The organism is Vibrio sp. B7 (assembly GCF_963888765.1).
Taxonomy (GTDB): Bacteria; Pseudomonadota; Gammaproteobacteria; order Enterobacterales; family Vibrionaceae; genus Vibrio; species Vibrio anguillarum.
In genome coordinates, this window is sequence record NZ_CAWPKR010000039.1 from 128,355 (window position 1) to 146,789 (window position 18,435).

General features: G+C 39.5%; 17 protein-coding genes. 12 read left to right on the forward strand and 5 right to left on the reverse strand.

Annotation, left to right across the window (positions count from 1 at the left end; genetic code table 11):
- Positions 1-3: 3 nt before the first annotated feature.
- Genes AACV32_RS16515 through AACV32_RS16545 form a run of 7 tightly spaced genes read left to right on the forward strand, consistent with a single transcriptional unit; the run spans position 4 to position 7,143 of the window.
- Positions 4-1,158, forward strand: coding sequence for a hypothetical protein (locus AACV32_RS16515; RefSeq protein WP_088721382.1), 1,155 nt, complete (start codon positions 4-6; stop codon positions 1,156-1,158).
- Positions 1,151-2,398 (forward strand): hypothetical protein, encoded by a 1,248-nt coding sequence (locus AACV32_RS16520; RefSeq protein ID WP_170895459.1) that lies wholly within the window; start codon positions 1,151-1,153, stop codon positions 2,396-2,398. The genes AACV32_RS16515 and AACV32_RS16520 overlap by 8 nt, the downstream gene beginning before the upstream one ends.
- Positions 2,352-3,266 (forward strand): glycosyltransferase family 2 protein, encoded by a 915-nt coding sequence (locus AACV32_RS16525; protein WP_088721380.1) that lies wholly within the window; start codon positions 2,352-2,354, stop codon positions 3,264-3,266. The genes AACV32_RS16520 and AACV32_RS16525 overlap by 47 nt, the downstream gene beginning before the upstream one ends.
- On the forward strand, positions 3,263-4,429 hold the full coding sequence (locus AACV32_RS16530; RefSeq protein WP_170895458.1) for a glycosyltransferase family 4 protein: 1,167 nt from the start codon (positions 3,263-3,265) through the stop codon (positions 4,427-4,429). Before AACV32_RS16525 ends, AACV32_RS16530 begins: the two co-directional genes overlap by 4 nt.
- Positions 4,430-4,435: 6 nt before the next feature.
- Positions 4,436-5,194, forward strand: a complete 759-nt coding sequence (locus AACV32_RS16535) for a glycosyltransferase (RefSeq protein ID WP_088721378.1) — start codon at positions 4,436-4,438, stop codon at positions 5,192-5,194.
- Positions 5,195-5,215: 21 nt separating this feature from the next.
- Entirely contained in the window at positions 5,216-6,382 is a 1,167-nt protein-coding gene (locus tag AACV32_RS16540) for a nucleotide sugar dehydrogenase (protein ID WP_088721377.1), read from the forward strand.
- Positions 6,383-6,384: 2 nt separating this feature from the next.
- The gene (locus tag AACV32_RS16545; RefSeq protein WP_170895457.1) at positions 6,385-7,143 is read left to right on the forward strand and encodes a glycosyltransferase family 2 protein; all 759 of its coding nucleotides are present in this window, start codon (positions 6,385-6,387) and stop codon (positions 7,141-7,143) included.
- 45 nt (positions 7,144-7,188) lie between these two features.
- Here AACV32_RS16545 and AACV32_RS16550 read toward each other — a convergent pair whose 3' ends face one another.
- Positions 7,189-8,187, reverse strand: a complete 999-nt coding sequence (locus tag AACV32_RS16550) for a sugar transferase (RefSeq protein ID WP_170895456.1) — start codon at positions 8,185-8,187, stop codon at positions 7,189-7,191.
- 379 nt (positions 8,188-8,566) lie between these two features.
- Between AACV32_RS16550 and AACV32_RS16555 the strand changes: the two genes are divergently transcribed.
- Positions 8,567-9,883: an MBL fold metallo-hydrolase RNA specificity domain-containing protein gene (locus AACV32_RS16555; protein WP_170895455.1), complete on the forward strand. Its 1,317-nt coding sequence runs from the start codon at positions 8,567-8,569 to the stop codon at positions 9,881-9,883.
- Positions 9,884-10,110: 227 nt separating this feature from the next.
- Complete coding sequence (locus AACV32_RS16560) at positions 10,111-12,000, forward strand: methyl-accepting chemotaxis protein (RefSeq protein ID WP_170895454.1); 1,890 nt, start codon at positions 10,111-10,113, stop codon at positions 11,998-12,000.
- 66 nt (positions 12,001-12,066) lie between these two features.
- On the opposite strand, the gene AACV32_RS16565 is transcribed toward AACV32_RS16560, so the two are convergent.
- Together AACV32_RS16565 and AACV32_RS16570 are read right to left on the reverse strand one after the other, a co-directional pair.
- The gene (locus AACV32_RS16565; protein ID WP_013855795.1) at positions 12,067-13,302 is read right to left on the reverse strand and encodes a mechanosensitive ion channel family protein; all 1,236 of its coding nucleotides are present in this window, start codon (positions 13,300-13,302) and stop codon (positions 12,067-12,069) included.
- 168 nt (positions 13,303-13,470) lie between these two features.
- Entirely contained in the window at positions 13,471-14,397 is a 927-nt protein-coding gene (locus AACV32_RS16570; RefSeq protein ID WP_170895453.1) for a D-2-hydroxyacid dehydrogenase, read from the reverse strand.
- A 71-nt stretch (positions 14,398-14,468) separates the two neighbouring features.
- Here AACV32_RS16570 and AACV32_RS16575 point away from each other — a divergent pair, with 71 nt between their 5' ends.
- Positions 14,469-15,056 carry a YjaG family protein gene (locus tag AACV32_RS16575; protein WP_170895452.1) on the forward strand — a complete coding sequence of 196 codons (588 nt, stop codon included), beginning with the start codon at positions 14,469-14,471 and terminating at the stop codon, positions 15,054-15,056.
- Between the two features lie 417 nt (positions 15,057-15,473).
- On the opposite strand, the gene AACV32_RS16580 is transcribed toward AACV32_RS16575, so the two are convergent.
- On the reverse strand, positions 15,474-15,830 hold the full coding sequence (locus tag AACV32_RS16580) for an endonuclease domain-containing protein (protein ID WP_017042616.1): 357 nt from the start codon (positions 15,828-15,830) through the stop codon (positions 15,474-15,476).
- 17 nt (positions 15,831-15,847) lie between these two features.
- A complete protein-coding gene (locus AACV32_RS16585) occupies positions 15,848-16,903 on the reverse strand; it encodes a CNNM domain-containing protein (RefSeq protein ID WP_170895451.1) in 1,056 nt (351 codons plus the stop codon).
- 484 nt (positions 16,904-17,387) lie between these two features.
- Here AACV32_RS16585 and hupA point away from each other — a divergent pair, with 484 nt between their 5' ends.
- Both hupA and AACV32_RS16595 read left to right on the forward strand, forming a co-directional pair.
- Complete coding sequence (gene hupA / locus AACV32_RS16590; RefSeq protein ID WP_010320328.1) at positions 17,388-17,660, forward strand: nucleoid-associated protein HU-alpha; 273 nt, start codon at positions 17,388-17,390, stop codon at positions 17,658-17,660.
- 42 nt (positions 17,661-17,702) lie between these two features.
- Complete coding sequence (locus AACV32_RS16595; protein ID WP_017046802.1) at positions 17,703-18,392, forward strand: DUF1481 domain-containing protein; 690 nt, start codon at positions 17,703-17,705, stop codon at positions 18,390-18,392.
- Positions 18,393-18,435 lie beyond the last annotated feature (43 nt).

Consider the following 18,435-nt stretch of genomic DNA (forward strand, 5'->3'; position numbering starts at 1 on the left):
AATATGATTACAATCAAAAAGAAAAGCATAATTAATTGTATTGGTGTGATTTTTGCTTTTTTTAATTCATATAGCATTTTATATCATTTTGAATTAATTAAAATAATATATATTACTAGTGTGGTTTTGGCATTTTCTTATATAATATATGAGTTTTCATTAAAGATACGGTATATGGAATTATTTTTTCTTTTTATATTGATATTTTCATGTACTTATGCATCACCTTATACAACAATAAATAAAATACTGTTATTGGTAATACCAATATACGCATTATATTTGGCTTCTGACCGAGTAAACGATTCTTTTATTAGTTTTTTTAAGTTTATTATCATAGCAATATCAATCTCGTATTTAATTTTTATATGTGGAAAGTTTATTGATCTTCCCACGTATAACATTATTCATGATGATGCAAGAGTTTATTATTGTGATATTATGTTCTCTTGTTTGGAAGTAAATAATGAGTGGCGTTTTTCATTTATTTTTGACGAGCCAGGAACCTTAGCTGGTCTTATATCAATAACTATTTCCATACTATGGAATATAATGCCGAACACATATAGATACATATTGCTTTTCCTGGGGTTTACAACATTTTCTTTATTTTTCTTTGTTTACATAGTTATCTTTCTTTCATTAAATTACTTATCTAAGTCTAACATCAGATACTTTGCCATAGTTACTGCTTTTGTCGTGTTGTTATACTTAAATATAAAGCCGTTAGTGGCATTTATAGATATTGAGTTTATCACATACTTTTTTGAAAAAAGATTTGTATATAATGACTATAGTATTATTGTTGGAATCGTTGATAATAGGACTGATATTGATTTTATAAGCTTCTACAATAGATTGGATTTCTTAGATAAGTTATTCGGAACAAGAGAACTAATATTTAACATTTATTCGCATTGGACAGGATTATCATATAGAAATTATATCTTAGAAGTCGGATATTTGAGTCTATTGTCCCTTTCTTTATTTTATGCATATTATATTTATTCAAAACATGGTGTAAGGCTTGCTATTGTGATGCTGTTGTTCCTTTTTTTATATTTTTATCAACGCCCGTTATTTTTTAGACCTGAGATGATGGGACTATCATTCCTAATGCTTTCGAGTCTTAAAAACTATAAGGATAGTAATGCTTAATTCTATACTTATCACATTTTTTAAGCTTATCGGAGCATTATTATTAACAAAGATCATTTTTTATAAATATGGTTCTGAAGGGTTAGTAATAACTGGAAGTATTATCAATATTCTTCAGATAACGATGACATTAGCTACAGCAGGAATGGTAACGGCAACAATAACAATTACATCTAAAGTTATTGGTGAAGATAAATTTAAACCATTTACGATAGTTTTCCTAGTTCTTATATCTACAACAATTATATTATTAGTTCTTACATGTATTTTATATTTTTTTTCTATTGTAGACATATATATAACTAATTATTTTAAACCTTCATTTTTTTATATCGTTATTTGTACGTTTCTATTCTCATTAAAATCTATAGTCCTATCAACACTTAATGGACTGAGAAAAATGAGCTTAATGATGTGGTTTACACTATTAGATGTTTCTATCTTACCAATAATGCTTTATTCTGGCTTTTTCGGCAGTGAGTATAATATTCAAGATATATATATATATTATCTCTGTGCCACAAACCTATATGTACTCTTTTTATTTTTTTCTTCGAAGATAAAGATCTCTATTGGAGATCTTTCTACTTGTCTTAACCAGATGAAACCTTATGTTTTAATGACCATAATATCATCTACTATAACTCCAATCACATTGTTAACAGTTCGAAGCTTGACTGATGATGCATTTGGTCACAATGTTGCCGGAGCACTTCAAGGGGCATGGCGTTTGGGGGATGCTTTATTAACAGCTACAACAGGTGTTTTAGGACTATATTATTTGCCAAAATTTTCCTCATTGAGCATCAATGAGGTTAGATATAAAATTATAAAGATTATACCAATAATCATACTTATAGGTCTTCTTGGCTATTGTTGCTATGTTTCTCTTAACAATATTATAATAACATATTTTATTGGTTCTGAACTTTTGAAATATATAGAAATATTCAATGTTCATATATTCGCTGTATTGATTAAAATAATTTCCTACTATCTTGGTTTATTTATGGTTTCTCATGGATTATCGAGGTTGTTTATTTTTCACGAAGTATCTATAAATTTAATTTATATAGTTAGTGTTTTTATGATTATCTCAATGGGTTTTCCATATATATACATACCATTTTCATTTCTTTTTGTGTCAGTTGTTTCCATATTAATAACATTGTATTTCCTAATAAAGGCTAATAATGGAAAAGGAAAAAATACTATTTTCAATAGTAATACCACTATATAATAAAGAAGAGTATATATTTACTACTTTACAATCCGTTCTTAATCAAAATTTTCAATCCTATGAAATTATTGTTATTGATGATGGTTCAAAAGACAATTCATTGTCTATAGTGAATTGTATCTGTAATAAAAGGTTAAAAATATTCTCTCAAAAAAATTCAGGCGTTTCTGAAGCAAGGAATAAAGGCGTAGATCTTGCCAATGGTCAATATGTTTGTTTTCTCGATGCTGATGATGAGATGCATCCTAATTATTTAAAAAACCTTTACAGTTATATTCGGTCATCAGGTTTTAAGAATATCTATTTTTCAAATTATTTAATTGAAATAAATGGAAAACAGACACCCATGATGAAAGATCTTCCTGCGGGGAAATTCGAAAATTATTTGGAAATGATGATTTCTGATATTAGTCCTGTATTTACAGGTGCTATATGTATCTACAAAGATGCAATGAGTGATATTCGATTCCCTAAAGATATAAAATTTGGAGAAGATCTATTTGTTTGGTTCAAATTATATTCGATGTTTGATTTTTATTATACAGGTATTATTTCTACGACATATAAAGCAGATGTGAACGGATCTTTATCTAACAGTAGATTCGATGGAGTTACTCCTGAAATTATTTTCATGGAGGAGTTTTATCCTGAGTTACTGAAAATTAGCAAATTCGCTAAACTAGATGAATATCTTAATCATAGGTATTATAAGTTTGGTAAAATTAACGCATTTAATGGTAACGGAAAATATTTCAAAGATATTGCTTTAAAGCTGACTCAACGTAAGAAATATTTTTATTTAATTCTTTTGATTATTTATTATATTGCACCTAAACGAATTATATCTTTAAAAAGAAAGTTAACATGAAGTTATTAGTTACATCATTTGAATTCTCAGATTCAAGGTTGCCACCGACTGGAGGTATTGGCTCATTTTATAATGGTTATATCTCCGATATGAATAAAGAAAATATAGACACTCACTTTTTAGGGTGTTCGGAAAAATATATAGAAATTGATGATAAAAAGCATGTTTTTGGTTTTTATTATACATCCTTCATCAGGAAGTTATGTTCACACCCTAATTTTTTTGTTGTTGTATTAATGTTTCCATTGGATTTTTTTATTCGACTTAGATATTCTATTTTAGTGAAAAATTATGTAAAGAAACATGCAATAGATATAATTGAGGCGCCAGATTATAAAGGGGTTTCATCATTATTTAAGTTGATCGGTGTAAAGATACCAATTGTTATTAGAACTCATGGAACCAATAAAGTATTGAGTGATATCAAAGTCCAAAAGAGACATGTTGGACTTTGTTTTCATGAAAAGATAGCATTAAGAAATTGTAATGGGGTTATCTACATATCTGAAGCAAGTAAAAAATATTTGTCCGAATCCTTTTCTTTTGTGTTAAATAAGAAATCCACCTTGGCTTATAATTATATTCATCCTTATGCTAGAGAATGTTTTAAGCCAGTGAAATTGCCTGGTAAGATTAACGTATGCTATTTTGGTACGTTATCGGATGGAAAAGGGATCGATATGTTGTTTGATATAATGCTACATGTTCGAGATGATAAAGATATACACTTTACTCTTATTGGTAAATCTGGTGACTATTTTAATGAATTATCTAATAAAAGTTGCTACCGTGAACTAAAAAATTACACATATCTTGGCCCTATTAATTACGCTGAACTTCAAGATAAATTGAATAATTTTGACTTTTTTATATTTCCAACCAAATTTGAAAACTGTCCTCTTTCTTGGTTTGAGGCAATGTCACATAAGAAAACAATGCTATGTTCTAATATCCCTGTAGCTAAGGAGATTATTAAAGACTTCCATTCTGGAATAATATGCAATAGTCTCGATGATTATCTTTCTGGATTGTCACATCTTAAAGATGAAACGGTGAGAAATGTAATGGGTAATAATGCATACAATAACGTTGTTAATAAATTCGCTTGGCATTCATGTTTTGATAAATCTTTGAGATTTTATAATGAATTAATAAATGGGTAGTCTGTAATGTTTAATATTGAGGTTTTAGTTTCAACTCTTAATGATGGATTACTAGGGATTACAATTGATAGTTCATTAAGATATACCATTGTTCATCAAATATCAAAGCCTGAAAACTTAAATAAATATGATGCTTTTGTCGAAAAATTAGATAATGTTAATTATGTGAGAAGCTTTGACACTGGATTATCCAAAAGTAGAAACCTTGCTTTAGAGAATGCAATTGGAGATTTCCTATGGATAATGGATGACGATGTCAATATCTATCCTGATGCTTATGAAAAATTAAATGAAAAAATTGAAGTATATCCAGATGTAGATATGTTTATTTTAAATCACTCGTCATCAGGAGAGTCTGAAAAAAATGATGTAAAAGAAAGACTTCTACACTGGAAAGATATTGCTTCTATTTCATCAATAGATATGCTAGTTAAACGCTCTAGTTTAGGAATGATACGCTTTGATGAAGAGTTAGGATTAGGTACACCATATCCTTCTGGTGAAGAGTATATTTTTTCTAGTGATTTTTTAAAGAGAAAACTAAAAATAATGAAATTTAAAGAGGTCTATTCTTATCATCCTCCTATCACATCTGGAATGGACTTTTTCTCTACTCCCAATAAGCTAAAAGCAAAAAAAATCATGTTCTCTAGAGCACATGGAAGTATGTTTGGTAATTTTCTTTACATTGCATTTTTATTGAAGAAACTACATATAATTATAAAAAACAAAGCAATTAAGAATGTTTTTCTATCTTTTAATTAATTCATTTTGTGGTGAATAAAAATGAAAATTTCAGTGGCAGGTACTGGTTACGTAGGCTTATCCAACGCAATGCTATTAGCTCAGCATAATGATGTTATTGCTTTAGATATCATTCAACAAAAAATTGATTTGTTGAATGATAAAATCTCTCCGATTGTGGATAACGAAATTGAACATTTTCTAAAAGAAAAACCGCTTAATTTCTATGCCACTACTGATAAGCAACAAGCTTACCAAGAAGCGGATTTTGTGATCATCGCTACCCCAACGGACTATGATCCAAAAACCAATTACTTTAATACCAGTTCTGTTGAATCCGTCATTCAAGATGTATTGGCGATCAACCCATCTGCGGTTATGGTGATAAAATCAACCGTTCCGGTCGGTTTTACCCAAAGCGTGAAAGAGAAGTATGGTTGCGATAATATTCTCTTCTCTCCTGAATTTTTACGTGAAGGCAAAGCCTTGTATGACAACCTTCACCCTTCACGCATTATTGTTGGTGAGCGTAGCGAAAGGGCAAAAGTGTTCGCAAGCCTGTTGGTTGAAGGGGCCGTGAAAGAAGATATACCCGTTCTGTTTACTGATTCAACCGAAGCAGAAGCGGTAAAACTTTTCTCCAACACCTATTTAGCCATGCGAGTGGCCTACTTTAATGAGCTAGATACTTACGCCGAAACTCATGGGTTAGATTCACGGCAAATTATTGAAGGTGTCGGGTTAGATCCACGCATTGGGCAGCATTATAATAACCCTTCTTTTGGTTACGGTGGTTATTGCTTACCGAAAGACACCAAGCAATTACGCGCCAACTATCAAGATGTACCGAACAGTATCATCAGTGCTATTGTCGATGCGAATACTACGCGAAAAGATTTTATTGCAAATTCAGTTCTTAACAAAAATCCACAAAGAGTGGGCATTTACCGTCTTGTTATGAAATCAGGATCTGATAATTTTAGGTCGTCTAGTATTCAAGGAATTATGAAGCGGATTAAAGCTAAAGGTATAGAAGTCGTTGTTTATGAACCAGCACTGAAAGATAAACAGTTTTTCCATTCAGCGGTTATTACGGATTTAGAGGCGTTCAAAAAAATGTCGGATGTTATCGTGTCTAACCGCATGGCTGATGAACTCTCTGATGTAATGGATAAAGTATATACCAGAGATCTATTTGGAAATGATTGATCATGAATAGTACACCTTTAGTATCAATAATTACGCCATCGTATAATTGCTCTAGGCAAATCCACAAAACGATTTCCTCCGTCATCAATCAATCATTTTTAGACTGGGAGATGATTATTGTAGATGATTGTTCTACAGATAATTCCTGCAATATTATAGAGGAACTAATTAAAGATGAGCCAAGAATCAAGCTGCTAAAAAGAAAGTGGAATGCTGGCCCTGCAATCGCCCGAAATGTAGCCATAGAAAATGCACGCGGTCGGTACATTGCATTTCTTGATAGCGATGATCAATGGCATGTAGAGAAATTAGCTAAGCAAATTGATTTTATGCGTGATAATAATGTCACATTATCTTACACGGCTTATGATAAATATGATGATAATGGGAAATATTTAAGTACATTTAGGCCTAAACTTAAGCTATCTTATTATGATTTATTGAAAACAAATAGCATTGGTTGCTTAACGGCCATTTATGATACGGATATGTTAGGTAAAGTATATATGCCTAATATCTCGAAGCGACAAGATCTTGCTTTATGGTTACGCATTTTAAAGAAAATTGAGTTTGCGTATGGAATGGATGAAGTATTGGCTGATTATTTGGCTGTTCAAGCTAATAGTGTCTCGTCAAACAAGATGGTGGCAGCTAAATATCAATGGCGAGTTTATCGTGAAATTGAAAAACTTAGTATTAAGCCTAGCATCTACTATTTTTTAAATTATGCTTATTCTGGATTCATCAAATCTAAGCTCTAATAAAAAAGGTTCCTTACGGAACCTTTTTTATTCTAAGTGATTTTATTACCTTCCCATCCCAAACAAAACTGTCTTGACGGTCAACAACAAAATCTTCAATTCCATGCGCCAGTTCTGGTGCTTAATGTAGTACACATCATATTTATGTTTCCATACGGCATCTTCTACTGATGCACCGTAAGGGTACTTCACTTGAGCAAGCCCTGTAACTCCCGGTTTCACCGCATGACGAAAACGGTAGTAGGGAATTTGCTTTTCAAGCTCATCAATAAATACTTCACGTTCTGGCCGTGGGCCAACCATCGACATTTCCCCTTTTAATACATTGATTAATTGAGGAAGCTCATCAATTCGTGTTTTACGAATGAATTTGCCCACTTTGGTCACACGTGCATCATTTTTTGTTGCCCACTGTGCGCCATTTTTTTCTGCATCATTACGCATTGAGCGAAACTTAATCACTTCAAATTCTTTGTTGTATTGTCCTGTCCGTCGTTGTTTGAAAAAAACAGGACCGGGTGATTCTAGTTTAATGAGAAGCGCGGTGATTAGCCCAACAGGTATTGCGACAGTCGATAAGCTGAAAACAAAAAAGAGATCAATAAAACGTTTTTCTCGGCTATGTCTTTTGTTTGATAAAATAGAAAAGGCTTTTTGGTGCAAGAAGTAACCGCTGTGCAGTAGCTCTGTTTCTGTATAGCCTACTTTTCGGTCAAAATAGCTGACCAGTGGCTCAACCCATGCACCAAACTCGGTCGCAGCGATTAAAAATAGCTGTTGACGTTTAGACAAATTCGCACTTTTAAAATGACAAAGTGTTTTATTTTTAAAATCGACTAAGTTGTAGTTGTTTACTTGGTAGTGAATTGGATGACGAGAGAGCACTGTGTGAATTTTGCTCGCATCTTCATCTGGACAATAAATGTACACTATCTCATTGGCCAAACTCTCAATCGTTTGATCTTGTCCATCGTAATGGCCTAATTCAGAGAGTTCAGCAACGGATTCGCGGTGTTGTGTTGACTCATTAAAAATATCAGTCATAGCCTTAGTCTTTCTGGTTTATTAATTTAATAACCTAGCGCGATTATATTATCATTGATTTCTTATGCTTTCCTGAAAGGATATACCTACTTTGTAGGAATATTCCTATTTGGGCGGGCAGTATAGACTATTTTTCTGATATGTCATACCAATTACATTTATTATCCCCGGTATACCGATTCTTCTTATGTATATATATCCGAGTATTTGGTGTTGAAAATTAATCAATATTGATGATTTTGAAATTAATAAAATCAATTTATAAGGATGGCATCGCGTTTTGCAACAGTGAGTGATATTTTTTGTCGAAACATTAATCATGTTGTGTTGTTTATTTAACCGCTAAATATGCGAGCAAACATAAATTCAGGAGAAGAATATGGATATTATTCACCACGGTGGAAAAGAGACCGTCACGGGCTCTTGTCATGAGCTGAGGCTTGGGAAGAAAGGGATTTTGGTTGATTGCGGCTTATTTCAAGGGCGTGATAGCCGACCAATGGCGATTGATTTTCCATTAACTCATCTGCAGGCATTGCTGTTAACTCACTCGCATATTGATCACATCGGCCGTATACCTTGGTTATTAGCGGCTGGTTTTCATCAGCCTATTTATTGCACACCCGCTACCGCAGAATTACTCCCATTAATGTTAGAAGATGGTTTAAAGCTTCAACTTGGCTTAGGGCAAGCACAGCGTACAAGAATATTAGAAAGGCTGAATAAACAAATAAAGCCGGTGAATTATGGCGTGTGGCAGCGTATTTCTCGTGATTTAGACAATACTTATTTTCGCTTTACGCCTGCGGGCCATATTTTAGGCTCAGCGTTTATTGAAGTGAAACTGCCAAATAATGAAATTGTCCTGTTTTCAGGGGATTTAGGTCCCTGCAACACACCGTTATTGCCGGACCCAGTCTCTCCGCCTCGCGCTGATTATCTGCTGATTGAATCAACCTACGCGAACAAAACCCACGACAATGTGCAGCTACGGGCGCAGCGCTTAAAGGACATTATCAACCGTTCTTTACAAGACGGTGGCACCATTCTAATTCCAGCATTCAGTGTGGGCCGAACACAAGAGCTGCTGTTTGATATTGAACAATTGATCTTCAGCGGTGAAATTGATGGCAATATTCCGATTATTTTAGATTCACCCATGGCGCAACAGGTGACGAAATCTTACCGAAAGTTTAAAAAATTGTGGGGAAAAGAGGCGAAAAAGCGTTTGGATGCGCAAAGGCATCCGCTTGCGTTTGAACAGTGTATTACCGTTCAAGATTATCGAAGCCATCAAGCATTGGTCAACCGTTTAGCCTCAACAGGGGAAGCGGCGATTGTGGTGGCCGCGTCTGGCATGTGTGAAGGTGGGCGAGTGATGGCCTATTTAAAAGCGCTGTTGCCTGATAAAAGAACCGATGTGATCTTTGCGGGCTTCCAAGCTCAAGGCACTCTGGGCCGAGCAATAGCGCAAGGCGATCACTCGGTGATGATCGATGGCGATGACGTGCTTGTGAATGCACAGGTTCACAGTATGTCGGGCTATTCTGCCCATGCCGACCAAGCCGATTTGTTGCGCTTTATTGAGGGCATTGCGACTAAGCCTAAGCAAATTCATTTGATTCATGGAGAGCCCACCACAAAGCAAGCTTTTGCTGCTACGTTGCGCAGTTTAGGTTATGAGGTGATAGATTGAGCGCAATGTTTTGCCGTGTTAATTGCATTGTTAATAGCAGTAACTTACTTTTAATAGGTGTAAAAGATTTGTATCCATTAGCAACTAAACGATAACGCTTTGTGGCTTAGATTGTGGCTTGGACTTTTTGTCGGTTAATTACGACGCGGTGTGAGTGCAAAGTGTACATGTGTAGTGGGCGATTCTTACAAACAAAACCTAATCTATTTCACCAATGGGGGTGAGTTGTGAATCTATCGTTAAAAGGTAAGTTGATAATGACAAGTTTGCTTGTTGTTATTGTGATGGCGGTGGTGTTGACGTTACTGTCGGCAAATTTATTGAAAGATGAAACGGAGAGTGGCATCAAGGAAAGGGTGTATGGTATCTCGAAATCGGCAACGAGTTCGATTACCCAATGGTTGGATGTTCGTAGCAAAGTTATTAGCGCGGTGATCCCTCACACGATGAAGGAAGATTCACTGCCTTTTTTACAGCAAGCTCAGCAAGGCGCACAGTTTGATTTACTCTATTTCGGCACTGAGCAAGGCACCATGCACCGTTCTATTCCGTCTCGAGGCGCAGACAATGCAAGCTATGATCCTCGGACAAGAGGATGGTATCAAGAAGCGAAAAATAGCTCCGGCACGATACTGACGGCCGCTTATGCTGATGCGATAACGGGCGCTTTGATGGTAACGCTCGCTGAACCGATTAAGAAAGACGGACAGTTTTGGGGCGTTATTGGTGCTGATGTGTTAATTGATCAGTTAGTGAAGGATGTCATTGCGATTGATGCAGGGGCAAAATCAAACGCTATGTTGGTTAATCGTGATACGGGGTTAATTGTTGCACACCGTAATAAAGATTTGATTCTCAAACCGCTGGCTTCTTATAGCCCTAACCTAACGCAGCAAGTCATCGACCGCTCAATGGCAGAGAATAAAATACAAACTGTGATGGTTGGTGATGTTGAAAAATTATTATTCTTTACTGCCGTTCCTGAGACTGACTGGGTGCTCGGCATTGAGCTCGATAAAGAGGTGGAGTACACCAATATTGGCGCGCTCTTTATGCAATTAACTTCGATATCAGTCGCCATTACAATTTTGGTCGTGATCGTGTTTTCGGCATTGGTTGGGTTCTTACTGCGTGACTTGGGCCGAGTCTCCCAAGCATTGGCGGAAATTGCAGACGGTGATGCTGACCTTACGCAGCGCATTGAACCACGTTATCAAGATGAAGTAGGCGCACTGGCGAATAACTTTAATCAGTTCGTCGGTAATATGCACGGCATGATCAAGCGCTTCCATGAAGTGTCGCAAGGGTTAACACTGCAAGCAGAAAACACCGCAGCGCAAGCCCATGAGCGTACCCGACGCATTATGGTGCAACAAGATGAAATCAACATGGTGGCCACTGCGATTAACGAAATGGCAGCTGCAACGCAAGAGATTGCAGGCAATGCAGATAATACAGCGGCCACGTCTTTGGATACGGTGAAAATTTCTAACCACGGCGTTGAGCAGGTGAAAAATACTCAACAGTCGATCAGTGAGTTGTCGAAAGAGATGACGGTAGCCAAAGAAGTCATTGAGAACTTGAACCAGCACGCACAAAACATCAATACGATTTTGTCGGCGATTCAGGGCATTGCTGAGCAAACCAACTTACTGGCACTGAATGCGGCGATTGAAGCGGCAAGGGCGGGTGAGCAAGGTCGTGGATTCGCGGTGGTAGCGGATGAAGTTCGGGTACTCAGCCAACGAACGCACAGTTCGACGCAAGAGATTCAACAGACGATTGAAACGTTGCAGAAAACCACGACTCAGGCCGTGAACATCATGACTGAGAGTAGCAAGCTTTCCGAAAGTAGCGTGGAAGATGCTAACGTGGCCGCGCAAAGCTTAGTGAAAATTGGTGAAGCGGTCGGCACGATCAGCGATATGGCAACCCAAATTGCAACCGCCGCAGAAGAACAGGCGTCAGTCACAGAGGAAATTACGCGTAATACCCAAGGTATACGCGATGTGTCTGATGAACTGGCAAAAGAAGCGCAAGAAGCTTCCCAACAAGCTGAATTGCTTTCTAGCTTATCTAAAGAGCTTCAACACGAAATTAACCGCTTTAAACTGTAACCCTTCTCGATCACTTTACGATTAAACCTCCCCCATTAGGGGGAGGAAATTCAGGCAATGTCATGTTTACCTTGCGAGAGCTTGAAAGTCACTCCCAGTTGGCGCTTGCGAAACGCGTAGGCCGAAGTCAGGAAGCACGGCGTAAATGTGGTCAAAAATATCCGATTGAATACCTTCATACTCGACCCACACGACCGTATTGGTGAAACAATAGATCTCCAGCGCGACGCCATCGTGCGTGGGGGCCAGTTGGCGCACCATTAATGTCATGCCTTGGTGAATCTGGGGATGGTTACGCAAGTAACGTTCTAGATAGGCACGAAAACTGCCAATGTTGGTTAAGCGGCGGCCATTGATGCGGCAGGCTAAATCGAGTTGGCTCATCTGATTATAGGCGTTGAGCTCTTGCTCTTTCTCGGCCAAGTAGGGCTCTAAGAGTTGTGCTTTGCGTAGGTAGCTTTGCTCTTCTGGCGTCAGAAAGTGAATGCTATTGGCATCAATTAATACGCTGCGTTTAATGCGTCGGCCGCCTGATTCTTGCATCCCTTTCCAGTTTTTAAACGAATCGGAGATCAAGGCATAAGTAGGAATCGTGGTGATGGTTTTATCCCAGTTTTGCACTTTGACTGTGGTCAGGCTAATGTCGATGACGTTACCGTCTGCGCCATATTTGGGCATTTCGAGCCAGTCACCGACGCTTAGCATTTGGTTCGCTGAAAGCTGAATCCCCGCCACTAATCCTAAAATCGGGTCTTTAAATACCAGCATGATGACCGCCGTCATCGCACCTAAACCGCTCAGCAGTAGCACTGGTGATTTGCCAATTAAAATCGACGTCGCAAACAGTGCGGCGATAACAAATGCGATGATTTTGATGCTTTGAATAATGCCTTTGAGCGGAATGTTACGGCTGGTTGCGCTGCGATAAAGTAACGTTTCCACCACATTGAGCAGAGCGTAACTGCTTAACAGGCCAAACAGGATAATCCACAGTAAGGTCAATGTATGCAGCAGTTCGTAAGTCGCACTGGCGTGGCTAAGCCATAACTGAGTTTGGATTGAAATGACAATCCCTTGAATTAACAAGGCAAAGCGGCTGAAAAGCTTTTTGCTAAACAGAATGTTTTGTAAAACTTGTGCGTTCGTTGTGCGCCGCTGTAGCCATAGGCTCACCCCTCGGTGCAACACTAAATGGATAACGATAGAAATAAGCGCGATAAGCCCAAGTGCTTCAGCAATCGGCAGCAGTTGTTCTAAATTAATGTTCAGTGATTGTAGCCACGAAGTGATGGCTGAAGGCATGATTTGCTCCTTGTGTCATTAGGCGATACCGTTCCTGTTTTACCGCATTAACCCGTGTTCGATGCGGCAGTGTATTCTCGACAGCAATGGCAAGTGGTTTGCGTGTCTATAGTAACATTGAGTTAAGGTTTCCCTAGGCTTAGTGCCGATTATTAACCGCTATTTGACCTAATAGCCTTTTTCAAAATCAATTCTGTTTTCAAGTTGGAACCCGTCTCGCCACAAGCCGTAATTACGGGTGAAAATCTCAACCACTTGCTCAGGAAAACTCACCGCCGCGATGTGCGGGGTAAGGCTAATGGCAGGGTGCGTCCAGAACGGGTGATCTTCGCTTAATGGCTCTTTTTCAAACACATCGAGGTAGGCGTGTTGAATGTGCCCCTCTTCAATCAGTGCAATCAAATCACTCTCAACCAGGTTTTTACCGCGCCCGACATTAAACAGCAATGCATTGTGGCAATGGCTCAACGTACTTTGATTGAGTAAGCCTTTGGTATGCGGCGTGTTGGGTAACGTACTGACCACAATCTCCGCGTGGGCGAGGGCAGTAGCAAGCTCGTTAATGTGATAGGTTTTGTCAAAACCCCCGTTTTTAGCTGGAATGCCAGTGCGGTTGACGCCAATCACGTGCAAACCAAAGGCTTTGGCTACTTTCGCTAAATGGCTGCCAATCGAGCCTGTGCCGAGGACAACCATGGTTTTATCATTGATCGATTGATAAGGGTGGGTCTGCCACTGTTTGGCCGCTTGTTGCTGCGCGTAGCAAGCAAAGTGGCGAAAGTGTGCAATCAGGTTGCCCAGAACGTATTCAGCAATTTGCTGGCCGAAGATGCCTTTAACGTTGGTGAGCTCATAATCTTGACGAAGTTGCGGCGACATTAAGGTGTCGACGCCTGCATATTCCGAGTGCAACCATTCCAGTTGCGGAAAATCGTCCAAATACTTTGCCGCCAGTGGCGGCGCGGCCAGCAAAATGGTTGCTTCGCTGCGATCGTCAGTGATGGCTAAGCCGCTCAACTGCGCCTGTTCAATCGCTTGTCGATAAATATCGTTGTGTTCGGTCAGAATATAGAGTTTATGAGTGAAATTGTTCATCGGCTTTGCTTTTTTCCCTGTTGGTTATCAAGTACACTTCCGCTGTCTTTTTCTGCTGCGATTGAGTGATTATGCTACAAAACCCTCTGCAGGTTCGTCTTGAGAAATTTGAACCTTGGCAACAAATTACTTTTATGGCGTGTTTGTGTGAACGTATGTACCCGAACTATGCCATGTTTTGCGACAATACTGAATTTGCTCACACGCGAGTATATCGAGATATTCTCGACAGTGTTTGGGAATTGCTCACGGTAAAAAGTGCCAAAATCAATTTCGAGAACCAATTGGAGAAGTTGGAAGAGATCATTCCAAGCTCAGAAGATTTTGATGTTTACGCTGTGTATCCAGCAATTGATGCGTGTGTGGCTTTGTCTCACCTACTTCACGGCCTGCTTGATCGCGATTATCTGTATGAAAACATGCAAAAAATAAGTCAGGTGTCGGTGCTGACAGTGGCGCAGTTAGAAGAAGCGCAAACGGGCGAAGAGATCACCAACGACAATCAAAAACAAAATGAAGCGGTCTGCGCCGAATGGGATGTGCAGTGGGCTATTTTCCGCCCTCTGCGTGAAGTCGTAGAGCGAGATATTGATTTGATTAAAGACCTACGCCAAGAGCTACGCGACGAAGGCGTGAGCAACATTGGCGTGAGTTTGTAGTGCACCCCCTCCTAACCTCCCCCTAGAAGGGGGAGGGACTAAAAGCACTCTCGTCTACCTTGAAGGGGAGAGGCTAAAAGCATGTTCGTTTTGGGTGCTGAAATGTGCTGATTTCAGTGATCGCTTTTAAATTCCGTACATCTACCTAACTTTCCTCTAGAAGGGGAGGGACTAAAAGCGCTCTCGTCTACCTTAAAGGGGAGAGACTAAAAACATGTTCGTTTTGGGTGCTGAAATGTGCTGATTTCAGTGATCGCTTTTAAATTCCGTACATCTACCTAACTTTCCTCTAGAAGGGGGGCTAAAAGCGGCCTCGTCTCCCTTGAAGGGGTGAGACTAAAAGCATGTTCGTTTTGGGTGCTGAAATGTGCTGATTACAGTGATCGCTTTTAAATTCCCTCCCCTTTGAGGGGAGGGTTAGGGTGGGGTGTTTAAGTAGCGACAAATATCCTCAACAACATCATCAAGTTGTATTCGTACTTCCTCGTTTGTATACCGTAAAACACGAATGCCAAATTGCTCTAGATAATCAGTTCTTGCTTGGTCGTAGATATAAGAAGACTCGCTGAAATGAGAGTCACCATCGATTTCAATCACCAGCCGATGACTTGGCGCATAAAAATCCACGATATAAGGACCAATACCAAACTGACGGCGAAATTTAGTGCCTAGTTGTTGGCATCGTAACTTTGCCCACACACTTTGTTCTGATGCTGTAGCGTTAGTACGCAATGTTCTACGCCGCATTTTTGTCGATTTAGGATTAGATTCCATTCTATTTCCTTTATTTTCTATTCCTCATCCCTGTTTTCAATGACGCCGTGTGTTTTCTTCCAACGCTCCCAGCGCTGGTAAGCAAGCTGCTGCATGTCGGTGGTTTTATCTGCTTCATCAATGATCTCTTCACCCAGTAGGTACTCAAAAATATCCTCTAAGGTCAGAATGCCTTGTACTGTGCCGTATTCATCAACGATTAACGCCAATTGCAGCCGTTTTTGCATCATTTGATCAAAGGCCTTTAATAAGCTCATTTTATTGAGCAGCGCATGAAGCGGCCTCATGACTTCTTCTAAACGTTTACTGCCTTGGCCCTTTTTTTGCAGTTTAAATAGCTCTAAGCGATGCACAAAACCGATGATGTCCTCTTTGCTTTCGCCATAAATAAGCGGACGCGAGAAGGGCGTATCTCTATGTTGCACGAGAAACTCGTCGATAGTGAGTTGCGCGCTGGCGCGAAACAAAACCGGGCGCGGTGTCATCACTTGAGTCACTGGGACGTGTTGGATAGCCAACAAGTTATTGAGTATTTTTGATTCGCCATCGGCAAACTCACCGCTTTCATTGGCCAGCATGGCCATTGCGGAGAGTTCATCACGCATTTTGGGCGCTTCATGGTGACGCGCTAAGCGTTTGGTGATCTGCTCTGAAAACCAGACAAAAGGTGTCAGCGCCCACACCATCCAGCGTAAAACCACCGCAGAAGCTGGCGCAAGTTGACGCCAATAGGTCGCACCAATGGTTTTCGGTACGATTTCCGACAATACCAAAATGCCTAGAGTTAGCACCGCAGAAAATACGCCGAGCCATTCGCTACCAAATACGACCGCCGCTTGTGCGCCTGCGCTGGCGGCACCGATGGTGTGAGCAATGGTGTTGAGCGTGAGAATCGATGCCAAGGGACGGTCAATGTCCGCTTTGAGCTTGCTTAATTTATCAGCTGAAGGATGAGCATTTTGGCGCAACTGAGCAAGGTAGCTTGGTGTGATGCTCAGTAGCACAGCTTCAAGAACCGAACAGATAAAAGAGACACCGATGGCAACGGCAATATAAACCGTAAGCAAAAACATGATTGTTCCTTAGTTTTAATCTATACCAAATCAATACTGCGTTGAGTTTGCCTCATACCAATATACCCTTCCCACTTGAAGCTGCAGCGGTGTTGGCTACGTTCGCTCACCCCAATCACATAGTTTATCTATGCTCATGGGGATGAACTTACTTGCCGCCTACCTGCAACTTCAAGTTGTTTGGGTATAGACCGTTGGCGTATGTGGCATTTGCTCTGCCTGGGCAGGATTGCACTGATATATTAGGTCGCTTAAGTGACCTGAAATATCAGGTATCCAAGCATAAGTACGCTATAAATAAGGGCTTACAGCGTCAAAAACAAGCGGATATTCTTTGTCAATCAGTAACAAATTGTGAGTTATTGCTCATATTGTGGTTAAAAGTGCGGCATAGAGACAAAAGATCAGCGACAAACCTTTGCCAGACGGGGGCTTTATGTTTTAGAGTGAGGTCAATTCGATAACACATGAGAAGGGAAACCTAATGAACAAGACCCAATTAATCGACTTTATCGCTGAAAAAGCAGACTTATCTAAAGCACAAGCAAAAGCTGCTCTTGAAGCGACTTTAGGCGCAGTTGAAGGCGCTCTCAAAGAGGGTGACCAAGTTCAACTAATTGGTTTTGGTACATTCAAAGTAAACCACCGTGCAGCGCGTACTGGCCGTAACCCTAAAACAGGTGCTGAGATTCAAATCGCAGCAGCTAACGTTCCAGCATTTGTAGCCGGTAAAGCACTGAAAGATTCAGTGAAATAATTTATACTACGCCGAGATACTCTCTCGGCGTAGATTTCTCCCATGAAAAAAATTCTTTTATCCATTCTATTTCCCCTAGTCTTAGTGGGATGCTCTTCCTCTAGCCATACGCCTAGTCTCGAACAATATTCCAATTATACCAGTGGGCAAACCATGGGTGATGCCACCAGTTTTTATTGGTATATCGAGCGCTCAGCCTCTCCAAACAGCGCCGCCGATTATGTCGCATCAGGTGATTATGGTTGGTATAAAACCAATTATCGCTGGGATGAAGGGACATTAAGAGAGCTCAAGCGCGAAGGTGAGCAGCTACAAAAAAAATCGCTCGTACCTTATTCGGTTCACTTACGTTTTAATGACGCTGGTGAGGCCATTTATCAACAATACCGTGTCGATGGAAAAATACTGCCACTCGATGAAGAGCAGCTTTCCCATTACCTGCAACAAGCACAATACCTGATCTCAGAAACCAAAAATAAAGACAACCAAGGGTTAGAACTGATCCAAGGGGTGTGGGATGGCGAAGTGTTTGAAACCTGCACGGGTCATGAATACACGCAGATGGAATTTAACCAAACGCTGCCCAGTTTTGTGGTCAGTCGTTTAGCATCATTGGATAACTACATCGCATTTTTAGGTAAAATCCGCAATAACCGTGTCTATATTGAAGAGCTATTAATGCTTGCTGATGAGAATCATGGCTGTGTCGACAAACCGCAATTGTTGAAGTGATGATTAAGTTCATCTCGAAGTGGGTTTAGCACCAAGCTAATAC

Bases quoted from the DNA above. Each gene is read 5' to 3' on its own strand.
- AACV32_RS16565 (WP_013855795.1), bottom strand. From the start codon at position 13,302: ATGCCTTCAGCCATCACTTCGTGGCTACAATCACTGAACATTAATTTA.
- AACV32_RS16580 (WP_017042616.1), bottom strand. From the start codon at position 15,830: ATGGAATCTAATCCTAAATCGACAAAAATGCGGCGTAGAACATTGCGT.
- AACV32_RS16555 (WP_170895455.1), top strand. From the start codon at position 8,567: ATGGATATTATTCACCACGGTGGAAAAGAGACCGTCACGGGCTCTTGT.
- AACV32_RS16570 (WP_170895453.1), bottom strand. From the start codon at position 14,397: ATGAACAATTTCACTCATAAACTCTATATTCTGACCGAACACAACGAT.
- AACV32_RS16595 (WP_017046802.1), top strand. From the start codon at position 17,703: ATGAAAAAAATTCTTTTATCCATTCTATTTCCCCTAGTCTTAGTGGGA.
- AACV32_RS16585 (WP_170895451.1), bottom strand. From the start codon at position 16,903: ATGTTTTTGCTTACGGTTTATATTGCCGTTGCCATCGGTGTCTCTTTT.
- AACV32_RS16515 (WP_088721382.1), top strand. From the start codon at position 4: ATGATTACAATCAAAAAGAAAAGCATAATTAATTGTATTGGTGTGATT.
- AACV32_RS16545 (WP_170895457.1), top strand. From the start codon at position 6,385: ATGAATAGTACACCTTTAGTATCAATAATTACGCCATCGTATAATTGC.
- AACV32_RS16550 (WP_170895456.1), bottom strand. From the start codon at position 8,187: ATGACTGATATTTTTAATGAGTCAACACAACACCGCGAATCCGTTGCT.
- AACV32_RS16575 (WP_170895452.1), top strand. From the start codon at position 14,469: ATGCTACAAAACCCTCTGCAGGTTCGTCTTGAGAAATTTGAACCTTGG.
- AACV32_RS16520 (WP_170895459.1), top strand. From the start codon at position 1,151: ATGCTTAATTCTATACTTATCACATTTTTTAAGCTTATCGGAGCATTA.
- hupA (WP_010320328.1), top strand. From the start codon at position 17,388: ATGAACAAGACCCAATTAATCGACTTTATCGCTGAAAAAGCAGACTTA.
- AACV32_RS16540 (WP_088721377.1), top strand. From the start codon at position 5,216: ATGAAAATTTCAGTGGCAGGTACTGGTTACGTAGGCTTATCCAACGCA.
- AACV32_RS16525 (WP_088721380.1), top strand. From the start codon at position 2,352: ATGGAAAAGGAAAAAATACTATTTTCAATAGTAATACCACTATATAAT.
- AACV32_RS16530 (WP_170895458.1), top strand. From the start codon at position 3,263: ATGAAGTTATTAGTTACATCATTTGAATTCTCAGATTCAAGGTTGCCA.
- AACV32_RS16535 (WP_088721378.1), top strand. From the start codon at position 4,436: ATGTTTAATATTGAGGTTTTAGTTTCAACTCTTAATGATGGATTACTA.